This window comes from Parashewanella hymeniacidonis (assembly GCF_016900895.1).
In the GTDB taxonomy this organism is placed as follows: domain Bacteria; phylum Pseudomonadota; class Gammaproteobacteria; order Enterobacterales; family Shewanellaceae; genus Parashewanella; species Parashewanella hymeniacidonis.
The window spans coordinates 16,889-31,095 of record NZ_JAFEUN010000058.1 but is presented as its reverse complement, the minus strand read 5'-3'; the positions used below and the strand labels follow the sequence as shown (position 1 = coordinate 31,095).

Annotated in this window: 16 protein-coding genes; 12 read left to right on the top strand and 4 right to left on the bottom strand. The window is 41.8% G+C overall.

From position 1 onward, the window contains the following. Positions 1–180 precede the first annotated feature (180 nt). The 3 genes from flgN to flgA are packed head-to-tail and all read right to left on the bottom strand — an operon-like array spanning position 181 to position 1,554. On the bottom strand, positions 181–612 hold the full coding sequence (flgN, locus tag JQC92_RS12630) for a flagellar protein FlgN (RefSeq protein ID WP_204999994.1): 432 nt from the start codon (positions 610–612) through the stop codon (positions 181–183). A 19-nt stretch (positions 613–631) separates the two neighbouring features. Next, positions 632–922, bottom strand: a complete 291-nt coding sequence (gene flgM / locus JQC92_RS12625) for a flagellar biosynthesis anti-sigma factor FlgM (protein WP_204999993.1) — start codon at positions 920–922, stop codon at positions 632–634. Between the two features lie 59 nt (positions 923–981). Continuing rightward, the gene (flgA, locus tag JQC92_RS12620) at positions 982–1,554 is read right to left on the bottom strand and encodes a flagellar basal body P-ring formation chaperone FlgA (protein WP_204999992.1); all 573 of its coding nucleotides are present in this window, start codon (positions 1,552–1,554) and stop codon (positions 982–984) included. 253 nt (positions 1,555–1,807) lie between these two features. Here flgA and JQC92_RS12615 point away from each other — a divergent pair, with 253 nt between their 5' ends. From JQC92_RS12615 to JQC92_RS12560, 12 genes are all read left to right on the top strand, one after another. Next, positions 1,808–2,158, top strand: a complete 351-nt coding sequence (locus tag JQC92_RS12615; RefSeq protein ID WP_129948435.1) for a flagellar basal body rod protein FlgB — start codon at positions 1,808–1,810, stop codon at positions 2,156–2,158. An 8-nt stretch (positions 2,159–2,166) separates the two neighbouring features. After that, on the top strand, positions 2,167–2,586 hold the full coding sequence (gene flgC / locus JQC92_RS12610) for a flagellar basal body rod protein FlgC (protein ID WP_129948434.1): 420 nt from the start codon (positions 2,167–2,169) through the stop codon (positions 2,584–2,586). A 1-nt stretch (position 2,587) separates the two neighbouring features. Next, the gene (locus JQC92_RS12605; protein WP_204999991.1) at positions 2,588–3,250 is read left to right on the top strand and encodes a flagellar hook assembly protein FlgD; all 663 of its coding nucleotides are present in this window, start codon (positions 2,588–2,590) and stop codon (positions 3,248–3,250) included. Between the two features lie 37 nt (positions 3,251–3,287). After that, positions 3,288–4,493 carry a flagellar hook protein FlgE gene (flgE, locus tag JQC92_RS12600; protein WP_204999990.1) on the top strand — a complete coding sequence of 402 codons (1,206 nt, stop codon included), beginning with the start codon at positions 3,288–3,290 and terminating at the stop codon, positions 4,491–4,493. Between the two features lie 11 nt (positions 4,494–4,504). Next, positions 4,505–5,233: a flagellar basal body rod protein FlgF gene (locus JQC92_RS12595; RefSeq protein ID WP_204999989.1), complete on the top strand. Its 729-nt coding sequence runs from the start codon at positions 4,505–4,507 to the stop codon at positions 5,231–5,233. A 65-nt stretch (positions 5,234–5,298) separates the two neighbouring features. After that, complete coding sequence (gene flgG, locus JQC92_RS12590; protein ID WP_129948430.1) at positions 5,299–6,084, top strand: flagellar basal-body rod protein FlgG; 786 nt, start codon at positions 5,299–5,301, stop codon at positions 6,082–6,084. 82 nt (positions 6,085–6,166) lie between these two features. Continuing rightward, a complete protein-coding gene (flgH, locus tag JQC92_RS12585) occupies positions 6,167–6,853 on the top strand; it encodes a flagellar basal body L-ring protein FlgH (RefSeq protein WP_204999988.1) in 687 nt (228 codons plus the stop codon). A 10-nt stretch (positions 6,854–6,863) separates the two neighbouring features. Beyond that, positions 6,864–8,018, top strand: coding sequence for a flagellar basal body P-ring protein FlgI (locus JQC92_RS12580; protein WP_239480545.1), 1,155 nt, complete (start codon positions 6,864–6,866; stop codon positions 8,016–8,018). 115 nt (positions 8,019–8,133) lie between these two features. Next, positions 8,134–8,547 (top strand): rod-binding protein, encoded by a 414-nt coding sequence (locus JQC92_RS12575; RefSeq protein ID WP_204999987.1) that lies wholly within the window; start codon positions 8,134–8,136, stop codon positions 8,545–8,547. 20 nt (positions 8,548–8,567) lie between these two features. Further along, positions 8,568–9,941, top strand: a complete 1,374-nt coding sequence (gene flgK / locus JQC92_RS12570; RefSeq protein WP_204999986.1) for a flagellar hook-associated protein FlgK — start codon at positions 8,568–8,570, stop codon at positions 9,939–9,941. 63 nt (positions 9,942–10,004) lie between these two features. Beyond that, positions 10,005–10,928 carry a flagellar hook-associated protein FlgL gene (flgL, locus tag JQC92_RS12565; RefSeq protein ID WP_204999985.1) on the top strand — a complete coding sequence of 308 codons (924 nt, stop codon included), beginning with the start codon at positions 10,005–10,007 and terminating at the stop codon, positions 10,926–10,928. Between the two features lie 84 nt (positions 10,929–11,012). Beyond that, a complete protein-coding gene (locus JQC92_RS12560) occupies positions 11,013–12,035 on the top strand; it encodes a hypothetical protein (protein ID WP_204999984.1) in 1,023 nt (340 codons plus the stop codon). Positions 12,036–12,427: 392 nt separating this feature from the next. On the opposite strand, the gene JQC92_RS12555 is transcribed toward JQC92_RS12560, so the two are convergent. Continuing rightward, complete coding sequence (locus JQC92_RS12555) at positions 12,428–14,194, bottom strand: hypothetical protein (RefSeq protein ID WP_204999983.1); 1,767 nt, start codon at positions 14,192–14,194, stop codon at positions 12,428–12,430. Positions 14,195–14,207: the final 13 nt, after the last annotated feature.

Sequence of the window (14,207 nt, the reverse complement as noted above, 5' to 3'; positions counted from 1 at the left end):
GAAAAAAGGGCTAATACCGATAACGTCATCAGCCTAAGTAAACTCCAAAGGAAGAGCCAGATAATCAAGCTTAGATCGAGCCACTGGATATTTAGGGTGGAGGGTAACTGATTTATTTAGGTTTAACTAAAGCTAACGCTTACTTCAATTGTTTATGAAGTAAGCTTAATCTAGAAGGGGTTATTCATTTGAAGTATAAGTAGAAGAGTCTTTGATATTCAGTAGTTTGTTAATTACCTGCATTTGGCCAGCAAGTAATTCACCATTAGCGTCGTTTAATTGTTGGCTATGTTCTATTTGAGAGACTAAACCTTGCCAAAGAATTAATGCTTTGCCTTTTCCTGGAGCTGGGAGGGCATTAATCAATCGCTCCATACCAATATTGTTGGCAGGTAACCCAAGGTTACTCAGTAACTGACTGCGATAAACCGCATTTTTTTTTAATAACTCGCACAATGCTTGCTGCTGCTGACTATGCTCGCTGAGTTTGTCGTTGTCTCTATCGAGCATCAATTGTCTTTGCATTTCAAGTAACTTAGCCAGTTTATTGTAGCCACTTATGTCTCGATTTATGCCTTCAATAAGGGCTCTAACAATTTCTTTTTTTGTCATCAGTTGCTCAAATTACAGCTTATTTGCTGCCATGTTGTTTCGACATTGATTCTGCAATCTTCTCAAGATCGATACTGAAAGATCTGTCTTTGATTGATTGCTGCACTGCAGCAACTTTTTCTAAGTTTACCTCAGCTATCGAACTTAACTGTTGTTGTGCCTGAGATAATACTTCGAAGTCACGGCTGATCTTCGCCGGGTCACTCTCAGAAGTTATTACTGATTTTTCAGTAGCTGGAGAAGCGTTTTTTGTTGCAGCAGATTTAGCCGAGTTAATGACTGTACTTTGATTAAATTTACTGATTTCCACTGAATCAATTCCTATATATGCCTTTCTATATAAGCAATAGCGACAGTCATATTTAAAAACTAAAACCGGGTTTCAACTTTCCCTTTGCCGATAGGGTAAGCCAATATCACTTTTCCTGAGCTTAGGTTCTTAACTTTGATGGCTTGTCCTTCGCCACCTGATTGTAAAGCTTTGCCTTTCATATTGGCTGAAAATCCATTGGCATTAGCTTCAATAATGACGTGTTCTCCAGCCATTACCCAAATATTACTTATGAGTTGTTTTGTTTGAATGGCTTTTAAACGTCTAAGTTTATGGCTTACTCGTTTTCCCCGTAATTGAGACATTTGAGTGACGATTTGCGCTCGGTATGATGGGTAGTTAACCCACTGCATTGTCAGCATGTCGGGCTGTATCACCTGTCCTCGTTGCAATGTCTCTTTAGTTACAGGCAGTAAAGCTTTTATGGAGAGTTGGCTTCTCATCATGACTGTTCGATTGGGAGATGAACAGCTTGCTTTCCACTGTTGCACACCGAGCAATTTATCACTCTTTTTCGTGAAACGAATCTCTGACGAACAGCGACTCAATGTTGAAACGGCTCTGCTGCTTCTTAATGTTAACTTTGGCTGTATTTGTTCAATTTTTTTCAATTTTTGCCAGTTGTCTACAAGCTTAAAAATGTGGGATCTCAGCTGCTGTTCGACCTCAGTTTTATTATTTTCTGCTTGTGATAAAAGCGGAAACATCAATAAAAGGACTAGTAGGAAGTAGGAAGTTCCGCTTCCTATTCTTGTCGGTTTTATTGTGTAACATATTGAAATGTATTGAGTATTGTTTATTGGCACGATAGTTGTTGTTTGTTCTGCATCGTTGATTATTTGCAATACCATACTAGGAGTCGTAATGGCTATCAATCTAGATGCAGCATTAGGGGTACATCCACAGGCTTTGGATGTCAGGGTGGAACGGAGTAAGTTGCTGGCCGGTAACTTAGCCAATGCTGAAACACCAGGTTTCAAAGCACAGGATTTAGATTTTAAAACCATTATGGCTAAAGTCGATATGGGCGTTCAAGTTGATCGCAACTATCAAGCTATGTATCGCATTCCACATCAAACTTCTGCTGATAACAATACTGTTGAGCTCAATAAAGAACAGGCTCGTTTCTCACAAAATTCGATGGATTATCAAACCAGTTTGACCTTCCTGAATTTAAAGATTTCCGGTTTGAAAAAAGCGATAGAAGGACAATAGGGAACGTTATGTCATTCGGTGATATATACCAAATTGCGGGTGCTGGCATGCAAGCACAAACGGTTCGATTAAATACAGTGGCCAGTAACTTAGCGAATGCGGGTGCAGCAGCTGAAAGTCCAGAACAAGCTTTTCGTGCATTAAAACCTGTGTTTTCTACGATTTATCAGCAAACCGATCAAGGTCGAGTTTCAGGAGCGCATGTACAGGTCGCCGCTGTTGTTGAAAGCGATGCGCCACTCGAGATGCGTTATGAGCCACATCATCCACTTGCGAATGAAGAGGGGTACGTCAGCTATTCGAATGTAAATACCGTGCAAGAGATGGCAGACATGATGGCAGCAAGTCGCAGCTTTGAAACCAATGTTGAAGTGATGAATCGTGCTCGCTCTATGCAGCAAGGACTATTGAGATTAGGAACGAATTAAGATGCAAACAAATGCCATTGCGAACAGCACAAATCAAGGTTCTGATAACAATATTGGATTGAACTCTAATGACCCGTCAGCACTTAGAAACGAATTCATGACTTTGATGATCGCCCAGATCAATAACCAAGATCCGACTGACCCGCTTGATCCCAACGAGTATGTCTCTCAGTTAGCACAATTTTCACAAGTTGAAAGCTTAGAGAATGTAACCAAAAACCAAGCAACTCAAATGACCATGCTCGAAAATTTAGGCATTGTGCAGTCTGCCAATCTAATCGGTAAACAAGCCATGGTGCCAGCAAGTTCATTTGAACTTAATGAGGAAGCTATTCAAGGCAAAGCATACCTTAAGAGCTCTGCTGAAAACCTTACTGTGGAAATTAAGAACAGTCAGGGCGAAGTGGTTCAAACGTTAAACCTTGGCTCTCAAGACGCAGGTGATATTGCTTTCAGTATTGACCCTCAAGCACTCGGGCTTCCAAAGGGCGACTATCAGATCAATGCCATTGTGCTCAATGGCGAAGATACCTCAGCAGCAGATACCTTTTTACAAGCTGAGATTGAAAGAGTTCATTTCTCTAGTGCTAAGGGGACCATGATTGCTGAGCTCAGCAACGGACTTGAGTCTACTTCGGTACTGAATATTTCAGAAGTTTCATAAGCGTCGGAAGTTTAAAAGAATAAAAGGGATTACATCCATGTCTTACAATATTGCGTTAAGTGGCTTAAAAGCAACATCACAAGATCTAAACACCATCAGTAATAACATCGCTAACCAATCTACGGTTGGTTTTCGTGGAGGCCGTAGCGAGTTTGCAGCAATTTATAATGGCGGCCAACCCGGTGGTGTAGGTGTGTTATCAACATCACAGAACTTTGCATTAAGCGGTAACCTAACTTACACCGGTCGTGAGTTGGATATGGGGTTACAAGGTGATGGCTTTTTCGTGTTGAACAGCCAAGACGGTAATACGGTTTATGCTCGTGCTGGCATGTTTATTCAAGATGCAGAAGGTAACATTGTTGACCCAGCAGGTAACAAGTTACAAGGCTATGCAACCAATAATGGTCTACTTCAAACGGGTAATGTTACTGATTTAACGGTACAAACGAGTGCGTTACCTGCCAAAGCCACCACTGATATCGGCTTAGTTTCAAATTTTGATGCTCGTGTTGACGAAATTGACCCAGTGGCTACGCCATTTGATCCGGATGACGCATCAACCTTCCACTCTTCAAATACGGTTTCGGTATTTGACTCTTTAGGAAGCGAGCATGCGCTAACTCAATACTATGTGAAAACAGGTTCTAACAGTTGGGACGTTCAGTTCCGCATGGGTGGCGAAGATGTAACGCCAGCTGGTGGTTACAACATGACATTTGATACTGATGGCAACTTAACCTCGGCATCAAACTTAAATTTAACTATCACTAATCCTGCGATCATTGACGGTGCATCGGCACTGAATTTTGAGGTCGATTATCAAAGCAGTACGCAATATGCCGCAGCCTATAACAACTCTAGCTTGAGTCAAAATGGTTACACTTCTGGCGAGTTAAACGGAATTCGTTTGGATGAAAACGGCCAGCTTTACGGGACGTACACCAATGGTCAAGAACAGTTGCAAGGTCAAGTTGTATTGGCGGACTTTACCAATCCCAATGGTCTTGAACCAATCAGTAATAATGCTTGGACGGCGAGTAATGAAGCTGGTCAACCAATTCTGGGCACACCTTCAACTGGGACTTTAGGTTCGTTAAAAGGTGGCTATCTAGAAGGTTCTAACGTTGATGCAACAGCTGAAATGGTCAGCTTGATGACGGCCCAGCGTAATTATCAATCAAACGCCAAAGTACTTGATACCAACTCTACGATGCAGCAAGCCCTGCTTAACGTAATCTAAGGATATTTACGATGGATCGAATGCTTTATACCGCTGCTGCGGGTGCGACTCGAACCCTTGAAGCTCAATCTATTCGAGCTAATAACTTAGCAAACGCTGAAACAACAGGTTTTCGTGCAGACCTTGAACGTGTTGAAGCGAAATGGCTACAGCCTACGGGCGATAGTTTACCAACACGTGTGTTAGCACAAACTCAGTCTGCTGATTTCAGTCAGCAGTACGGTCAGGTGAACACAACAGGGCGCACGTTAGACGTAGCGTTACGTGGTGAAGGCTTTTTAGCTGTTCAAACGCCAGTAGGTGAAGCGTATACCCGTAATGGTGCGATTGAGCCAGATGCAGAGGGTCGGTTAACCATTAATGGTTTTCCTGTTGTGGGAGTAGACGGTCCAATCGTACTTCCTGAATTTCGTGAGTTGTTTGTTGGTAATGACGGCCGCATTAGTGCGTTAACTGGCAATAACATTTTTCCCGAAGAAGTTGGGCAGCTGAAATTAGTCAACCCTGAATACGCTGAAATGCAAAAAGGGTTGAACGGCATGATGTATACCCAAGTTCCTGCTGTCCTAAGTGATGAAGTAACCATTGATAGCGGGTTTTTAGAATCGAGCAATGTGCAAGCCGTCAATGAGCTCATTGCTTCGATGGATTTGACTCGTCAGTTCGAAGTGCAAGTGAAGCTAATGAAGAGCGCTGAACAGATGGCTCAAGCGGGCAATAAGCTGCTAAGAAACAGTTAATTACTGATATTTCAATCATGCCTGCGATTGCAGGTTGATTAAAAAGAATAATAAGGAACGGATTCATGCAATCTGCTTTATGGGTCAGCAAAACAGGTCTGGCCGCTCAAGATAAAAAGATGACGACCATTGCCAACAACTTGGCAAACGTGAATACCACGGGTTTTAAACGTGATCGTGTTGCATTTAACGACTTGTTTTATCAAATGCAACGACAACCAGGTGGTCAAGTCGATGCGCAAAACGAATTGCCTGCCGGCATGCAAATTGGTACAGGTACTCGTGTTGCTGGCACCCAAAAAATCTTCACGACAGGTGATTTAAAAACAACGAATCAGCAGCTGGATTTAGCGATTGAAGGACAAGGCTTTTTACAAGTAGAAGAAGCCAATGGCGATATCGCCTATACCCGTGATGGTCAATTATATCGTAACAGTGACGGTTTAATTGTGACTTCTCAAGGTTTGCCTTTACAACCGAATATTGAAATTCCAGAAGATGCATTAAGCATCACGATCGCCACTGACGGCATTGTGTCAGCACAAATTGCAGGTCAAGGCGATTCACAAGAACTCGGGCAGATCACCTTAGTTAATTTTACCAATCCAGCGGGGTTGGAAGCTCGTGGCAATAACTTGTACCACGCAACGGGTGCTTCTGGGGCCGCTATTGAAGGTATTGCAGGTGAAGACGCTTTTGGGCAACTGCGACAAGGTGCGCTTGAAGGTGCAAACGTCAATGTAGTTGAAGAAATGGTAGAGATGATTTCAACTCAACGCGCTTATGAAATGAATGCCAAAGTAGTGTCGTCGTCTGACGAAATGCTGCAATTCTTGAATCAAGCAATGTAATAGTAAGTACCGTAGCACATGAAATCACGCATTCTGGCTCACTCGACTTCATGTGCTTGGATATTTAATAAAGGTTAACACCATGATTAGCTCTAGTTTTAGTACGATAAAAAAATATCTTGTTGTTTTGCCATTGTTGTTGGCAGGGTGTGCTTCACACTTTCCAGATGAAAGAGCTCAACCTGGTGGTAAAGAGTGGTCACCACCGGAAATTGATTACAGCTTACCCGAAGCGAAACACGGCAGCGCTTATCGTCCAGGTTTTTTATTAACCTTGTTCAATGATAAACGTGCTTTTCGTCAAGGGGATATTCTCACGGTTTCTTTGAACGAACGAACTCAAGCGAGTAAGAGTGCAGGTACGCGAACGGCTAAAGATTCAGGTTTGAACATAGGTGCACAAGTTTCTGGGGATAATACTGGCTTTAACGGATCAGCGAATGTTAACTCAGGTAAATCGTTTAACGGTAACGGCTCAAGCTCTCAGCGTAATCAATTGACGGGGTCTATTACCGTCACAGTTTCTAAAGTGTATCCAAATGGAACATTGCATATTAAAGGTGAAAAGTGGCTGAGCCTAAATCAGGGTGATGAGTTCATTCGCATTTTAGGATTAGTCCGTACCGACGATATTAATAACGACAATACCATTTCTTCTCAACGTATTGCGGATGCACGCATTGTTTATGGCGGCCAAGGTGCCGTTGCCGACAGTAATGCTATGGGTTGGGCATCACGTTTCTTTAATAGCCCTTGGTTCCCGATGTAAGGCACTCGCTATGTACGTAAGTAATATGAACAAAAGTGACATAAAAAAAAGCTTATTATTCTGTTTGTTTTCTTTATTGCCTTTTTTGAGCTTACACACTCAAGCGGCACAGACGCGCTATTTAATGGATATTGTGGATGTACAAGGTATCCGTGATAACCAGCTGGTGGGGTATGGTTTAGTCGTTGGCTTGAATGGGACGGGTGATCGCTCTCAAGTGCGCTTTACCAGCCAGTCGGTCGTTAACATGCTTAAACAGTTTGGTGTGCAAGTTGATGGTCGAAATGATCCAAAGTTAAAAAACGTTGCCGCAGTAGCCATTCACGGAAATGTGCCGCCTTTAGCCAGTCCAGGGCAAAAGATTGATGTGACCGTTTCTTCGTTAGGTGACGCTAAGTCATTACGTGGTGGTACGTTATTGATGGCACCACTTCGTGCGATTGATGGTGAAATCTATGCGGTTGCTCAAGGCAATCTTGTTGTTGGTGGGATCTCTGCTGAAGGAAAAAGCGGATCATCCATTACGATTAATTCTCCGACAGTAGGCACTATCCCTGGCGGTGCTCTGTTGGAGAATTCCCTTTCCAGTAGTTTTGCAGATGATGTCAATATTGTTCTCAATTTGCGTAGTCCAAGTTTTAAAACTGCACGCAATATTGAACGTGCAATTAATGGCGTTTTCGGTCCTGAAGTCGCCGCTGCAGACAGTAATGCCAAAGTGATAGTTAAAGGGCCTTCATCACACCGGCAGCGCGTTACGTTTATGTCGATGCTGGAAGAGTTGCAAATTGAGCAAGGCCGTAAATCGCCTAGAGTTGTATTTAACAGTCGTACCGGAACCGTAGTCATGGGCGGTGATGTTGTCGTACGAAAGGCTGCTGTTAGTCATGGCAATTTAACGGTATCAATTGTTGAACGACAGCAAGTGAGCCAACCTAATGGCGGTAATTTTGGTGATGCCGCTGGCGATACAGTCGTAACTAATGATTCAAGTGTTGATGTTGATTTGGGTAACGGTCGGATGTTTGTTTGGCAAGAAGGCATTGAACTTGAGCAAGTCGTAAAGGCGGTAAACAGTTTAGGCGCTTCGCCCATGGATCTTATGGCGATTTTACAAGCACTAGATGAAGCTGGTGCGTTAGAAGCGGAATTGATTGTGATTTGACCTGAACTCAGGATAAGCACAACTACCAACACTGTAGATTATATAGATTACGGCATTATTAAGTGAGTAAGAACTTGATTTCATTATCCAGAGTTCAGGCCACTTGGGAAAGCAGATGAAATTAGAAAACTCCCACGGATATTTAAACCAGCTTAGTGCTGGTGACATGATAAAAACAAACGGTGAAAAAGGCGCACTGGAATTAGTGAGCCAACAGTTTGAAGCCCAGTTTTTACAAACCGTATTAAAACAAATGCGTCAAGCCAGTGATGTGTTGTCGGATGATGACAGCCCGTTATCCTCAAAAAGTGATGGCATGTACCGTGACTGGCATGATGCGGAGCTAGCTGGGCGTTTGAGCCAAATGCAAAGCACTGGGTTAGCTAAGGTTATGACAAAACAATTGTCAGCAGGACTTCAGACCGTTCAACCGAATGTCGCTTTAGAAAAACAACAAACAAATACAGCGCCGGTCAGTAACACCACGGCCATGCAGGCGTCATTGATTTCACCGATTACCAACAAGTAAATCGGTTAGGGTAGACATACATGAGCATGATTGACAAAGGCTTATCAGGATTAAATGCCAGTCGAGCGGCACTCAGTGCCACTTCCAATAATATTGCCAATTCGTTGGTGTCGGGTTATACCCGTCAGCAAGTGATGACGAGTTCTGCTGGCGGTGGCTTCTATGGCGAAGGTAGTGGTGTTCAAGTCGATGGCGTTAGACGCATCTCTGATCAATATGAAGTTGCACAACTGTGGGCGACAGGTTCTGCTGTTGGTTATGCGAAAACACAAGCAACGTATTATGGTCAAGTAGAGAAAATTTTTGCTGGGGAAGGCAATAATATTTCTGCTGGATTAGATGACTTATTTGCTTCTCTCAACTCAGCACTGCAGCAGCCAAATGAAATAGCTTTTCGTCAAGGTGTGCTGAATGAAGCAAATACTATCTCACAACGATTTAATTCCATCAGTCAGGGGCTTAATACTCAAGTTGACCAAATTGAGGGGCAGATTAAGGCGTCAGTCACGCAAGTTAACGCACAACTGAAGAGCATCGCAGAGTTAAATGCAGAAATTCAAGCAAGCAGTAACGGTGGCAATGTACCGAGTGCATTATTGGATGCGCGTGATTCTCAAATTAATGAGCTTGCACAGATTTTGAATGTTGATGTGGTCAGTGCGCCAAATGATATGGTGAATATTTCACTGCCCAACGGTCAGCCATTACTCGTTGGGGCGAAGTTCTCGAGCTTAGAAACTCAAGTTGATCCTGCAGATCCAAAATTCAGTACCGTAAACATTAAGTTTGGTGATACTCGTTTTCCTGTCAACAACATTGAAGGCGGTAGCTTAGGTGGCATGATCGACTATCGTGATAATGAGCTAAAGCCTTCCTTTGATTTTATTGATGAACTTGCAACTCATTTCGCTACAGAGTTTAACTCTGTATTGGCTGCAGGCACCGACTTAACTGGCGCTACGCCAACTAAAGATTTATTCATCATTGATCCTAATAACCCTGCGGGCAGTCTGAGAGTAACGGCAGATTTTACTGCGGAAGAACTGGCTTTTGGTAAAGATGGTACACCGGGTGATAACTCGAACTTGCGTGATTTTATTTCGCTTGCAGCTAAAGATCTTGCCTTCAGTTCAATCGGAGCCACAACAACATTGAGTGACGCTTTTACCAGTAAAATAGGCAGCTTAGGCAGTCAGTCAAAGCAAGCTCAAACCAGTTTGACAACACAAATTCAGTTACAAAATGAAGCTCAAACTCAGTGGGCAAGTACCAGTGGTGTCAATATTGATGAAGAGGGCGCAAATCTGATCATTTATCAGCAAGCCTATCAATCAAACGCAAAAATCATTGCCATTGCTGATGAGCTTTTTCAAACAGTTTTGAATAACGTATAGGTTTTAAGTACCCATGCAAATGAAAACTAAAACTCTTTAATTACATTCACAAGGGTACTTATTATGCTAAGAATTAGTACACAAAATATTTATACTAACAGTGTATTTACGATTCAGCAGACAACGGCTGATATCGCAAAGTTAAACCAACAATTAGCAACGGGTAAGGAATTGTTACAACCTTCTGATGATCCTATTGGCTCTGTACTGGTCATGGCGTCAGAACGTGATGTCGCTGAGACGAATCAGTTTATTGAAAATATCAGTGCACTGAAGACGGGCTTAAATCGTCAGGAAACGCACCTCTCTAGCCTAGTTGATTTGCAACATCGTATGCGTGAAATTACGACGTCAGCTAATAACGGTAGCTTATCTGCTGAAGACCGTGCAGCCTATGCCTCTGAATTGGAGGAGTTGCTTGCGTCGTTCGTTGACTCTGTTAATGCCAAAGATGAAGGTGGAAACTTCTTATTTTCAGGAAATGAAACATCTACTGTACCAATCAGCACTGACGCATCAGGATATTACGTTTATCAAGGGAATGATGGTCACCGAGAAGTTCAAACGTCGTCATCTTCTTGGATGACAGTGAATGTAACAGCAGATGAATTTCTGTTTTCAAACCCAAGTATTGATATCTTAAATCAAACACAGGCTTTTATTGATACGTTAAATGATCCCACGCTTTCACCTGGAGAACCCGCATTTGATTCCGTATCTGGTGGCATGCTTAATAGCTTAGATGACTCATTAACCAGCATTTCACAAGCGATCACGGTGATGGGTGGAAAGCAAAATAGCTTGAGTTTGCAAGAGACTGCACATTCTGAGCGAGTATTGTTTAATGAGCAGGTTATCGGTGAATCAGAAGGTTTAGATTACGCAAAAGCTATGTCTGAATTTAATGTGAAATTAACCGCATTGCAAGTAACTCAGCAAACATTCGTACAAGTCAGTCAGCTTTCCCTGTTTGATCACATGCGTTAAATCATTCTAATGTTTTTAGGTTCAAGGAATAACGGTATTATTAACTGACAAGAATGTCACACTGAATTAATCTGAGAGTTTTAAATGCTGACGCCCATTACTGACACTGGAAATCTAATTCGTACTGACGCCAAGCCAGTTCAAGCACCGTTAAAATCGGAGCCACAACAAGCTGAGCGTATGACGGTTGCTCGTACCATCCCTGAGCATCGTCTTCAAAGTTACGCTAAATGGGCGAATGTAGTACAAGCTCAGCATTTAATTTCAGCGAATCAAGTTGCTGAACAAGCGTTAACGCAGATGCTTAAGCAATTGACTAAGTTAAAAAAACAGCTAGAAATGGCATACTCTCAAGGGGGGCGAGATTCTTACCTTTCTTCACAAATGCAGTCTTCTATTGAGTATCTCATGTTGCAGGATGTCAGTTACCAAGGTAGGCCACTCATTGACCATCAGCTCAATTTGTTAAATCAAGGACGCACTCCTGCCAAGTTCTTGTTTAATTTTAAATCGGTCGAACTCACCAGTGTTAAGCCTGTTGATGAACGAGTATCTCTTCAGGTTGCACAACATTCAGTTTCGATTTTTTTACCCAAACAGGTGGGACAAGACTCGTTAAGCCAGCTTGTTGATGAGAATCTCGCAAAAGCGGGTATTAGAGCTCGTCTACTTAATTCTGGAGAAGCTATTTACAGTTGTGATAAAGAACTATGGCAACAAGTCCAGTCTGGTATTGTGATGAGTGGTCAAGGTCAGCGTTTACCTGCAGGTGAAACAAGAACCATCAGAGTTCAAGAAGTACTCAACTGGCAAGATCCTCGTGATTGGCAAATAGCCACAATTCAACAAGTCAAACAAACCGAAGCGAAAGTGCTTAAAACCATACGTAAAGTTGAAAAGCAGCTTGCTGAACTAAAAGCAAGCCAGCAAGCGATGATGGGTCGCATGACGGAAGTGAACAGCCAGCAAAATAATGAAGCTCAAATTCAACAAGCGTTACAACAATTACAACAACAAATGAGTCGCACACCATTTGTTAATCAAGTGACTTCGCTGATGGCACAGGCCAATGTCAATCGTAATCAGGTGGCAGGAATATTGAAATAAAAACATTCAGAAAGTTTTAAATGATCATTTAATACAGTTTGTTCAGCACTTGATGATATAGGCAAAAGTGAGGGGGACCGTTCTATAACGGTATCATTTTTACCTTTAATGAGCTCGTAAGTCGTATCGATCGTTTAAATGAGCCTTTAGATTGGGATTCTAAGCAATATTTATCAGAAGCTAAAGGGGCAACCAATTTGAGGCACACTTTTGAAACTCAAATTGGGTTAAAAAAAATGGAGAAATGTCTTTAAAGAGAAATAAGCGCTTGGAGAAGCTTAATGTTTTGAGAGAAAACGCAGCCCCAAAATATGAGGATCCTGCAATTTGGACTACAGTAACACGTAAATAGTGGGTACGTTTTAACTGTATGATAGAGAATGCCTTAGGTTTTAAAAGTTAAGTGTTCTTTGATGTTTCTCTGTAATCATTGGGGATGATTTGACGGATTGAGAAGTGCTTACGAATTCTGATTTTTCTTCACTTTCATCGAGCGCAGAAGGTTGATGTTTAGGGTCTTGTTCTTCAGTTGCTTCGGTTTGAACGACGATGGCTACACCTAGTAATACAGTTTCAATATCATCTTCTGAATCTGACTCATTAGCATCGTAGTCTGAAAAAGTTTCTACTAAATAATTTGGCTCTGTAGCTATTTCTTCAGACTCGTCAACGACATCATAAAGTTCTGAGGGTTCAGCTTCTGACGCTAGTGATTTTGTGTTTATTAAGACAAAAGCATCTTTTTCGAAGGGGAGCGAACCATAGTCATACTCGTATTGAGCAATTAAAGCTTGTCCGTGAGGATATTCAGAGCGACTAAGTAATTCAACTAACTTTCTTTGATGTGACTCTTTGCTGTACATGAGGAGTTGACAAAAAGTGTTATTAAGCCTTACTTTTAACTCTTCGTTGATTAACCCGTTCATCATTGATTCGTAGTTATTGACCAGATACTCAGAGAGCTTGTCTTCAGGGCAAAAAGACTGGAAGTATTTACGACATTGATTCATTTGATAGTTATCGGTGTGCAGAATCAAATCCCATGCACATTCAAAATGTGTTTTGTTCGCTTGTGCTGATGTTGGCGTTTTAGGACAAATTATTTCTAGTAGGGCTTCAGTGTCTTTGTCTTCACTAATTAGGTTGATGAACTCCCCAAATTTCACAGGATGATTCTTTAATAACCCAACAAGCACTGCATTCATAAACGTTAATGATGTCATGCTTTCGATAACTTCGAGTGGTTCATTGTATGATTCACTCAAATATTCAGTCTTAGATTCTGATGATTGAACATAATCCGGCGTCGTTGACTCTGGTAACTCATTCTCAGAACGTTCATCAGATTGAGACGATACCTCTGAACTTGAGGTTTTGAACATCTTCCAATTTAATACGAGATCTTTCAAGATGGCCGGTGAAAGGTGAGCAACAAGCTTGTAGGCTTGCGTGTTATTTTCAAACTCAGGCTTATTCGAGAGAAGACACAATATTTGACTGACTTGAAAAAGGCGGTGCTGATATTGTCCATCAGGATGAGTAAGATAGTGCCAGATGAAGTGTTCACACTCTTTTCTACTTTTTATTGCTGCAGTACTGTCATTAGAAAAAGCATCAACGATGGAGTGAGTAAAAACTTCGGGAGAGGTTTCTATCATGTGTGACAAGCTTTTTAATTTAAATGGCGTAACTGAAATGTCGTGTATTCCATTAGGCGGAAGGACTTTTCTATTTTGTGTTCCCTCAGCTGACTTTGAATCACATTTCACGACAACCACCCAATCTGATATTAGAGATTTGCGTTGACTGTCCAATTCAAAGTTACTTAACAAGTCGACAGCGTTGTCTCTCTTAAAAGCTTTAGATGCATCTTTTGGCGTTAAGGTTCGGCAGCTGATTACAGTTTGCCAAGCTTTATGATCATTGCTATTAACTTTTGCGTTACTTAAATCAACTCTTCTGCGAATGAACCCAAAAAAGTAGAACGCAGTAAGGTGCAGCTCATGACTCTTCGAGTTGAGCTTTAAGTGATAGGTTCTGGGAATGACTCCTAGCCCTACAATGTCGAACTTTACGCCTTCATAATTAATTTGATGGAAATCTTTATTTTCTTTAAAACTGATTTTTAGCGGAGAGCAACAGGGAGCTGTTGGTGACATAATAATTACTCTA

Coding starts and splice junctions, on each gene's coding strand:
- flgN (WP_204999994.1), bottom strand. CDS start 612: ATGACAAAAAAAGAAATTGTTAGAGCCCTTATTGAAGGCATAAATCGA.
- JQC92_RS12615 (WP_129948435.1), top strand. CDS start 1,808: ATGGCTATCAATCTAGATGCAGCATTAGGGGTACATCCACAGGCTTTG.
- flgC (WP_129948434.1), top strand. CDS start 2,167: ATGTCATTCGGTGATATATACCAAATTGCGGGTGCTGGCATGCAAGCA.
- JQC92_RS12605 (WP_204999991.1), top strand. CDS start 2,588: ATGCAAACAAATGCCATTGCGAACAGCACAAATCAAGGTTCTGATAAC.
- flgE (WP_204999990.1), top strand. CDS start 3,288: ATGTCTTACAATATTGCGTTAAGTGGCTTAAAAGCAACATCACAAGAT.
- JQC92_RS12595 (WP_204999989.1), top strand. CDS start 4,505: ATGGATCGAATGCTTTATACCGCTGCTGCGGGTGCGACTCGAACCCTT.
- flgG (WP_129948430.1), top strand. CDS start 5,299: ATGCAATCTGCTTTATGGGTCAGCAAAACAGGTCTGGCCGCTCAAGAT.
- flgH (WP_204999988.1), top strand. CDS start 6,167: ATGATTAGCTCTAGTTTTAGTACGATAAAAAAATATCTTGTTGTTTTG.
- JQC92_RS12580 (WP_239480545.1), top strand. CDS start 6,864: ATGTACGTAAGTAATATGAACAAAAGTGACATAAAAAAAAGCTTATTA.
- JQC92_RS12575 (WP_204999987.1), top strand. CDS start 8,134: ATGAAATTAGAAAACTCCCACGGATATTTAAACCAGCTTAGTGCTGGT.
- flgK (WP_204999986.1), top strand. CDS start 8,568: ATGAGCATGATTGACAAAGGCTTATCAGGATTAAATGCCAGTCGAGCG.
- flgL (WP_204999985.1), top strand. CDS start 10,005: ATGCTAAGAATTAGTACACAAAATATTTATACTAACAGTGTATTTACG.
- JQC92_RS12560 (WP_204999984.1), top strand. CDS start 11,013: ATGCTGACGCCCATTACTGACACTGGAAATCTAATTCGTACTGACGCC.
- JQC92_RS12555 (WP_204999983.1), bottom strand. CDS start 14,194: ATGTCACCAACAGCTCCCTGTTGCTCTCCGCTAAAAATCAGTTTTAAA.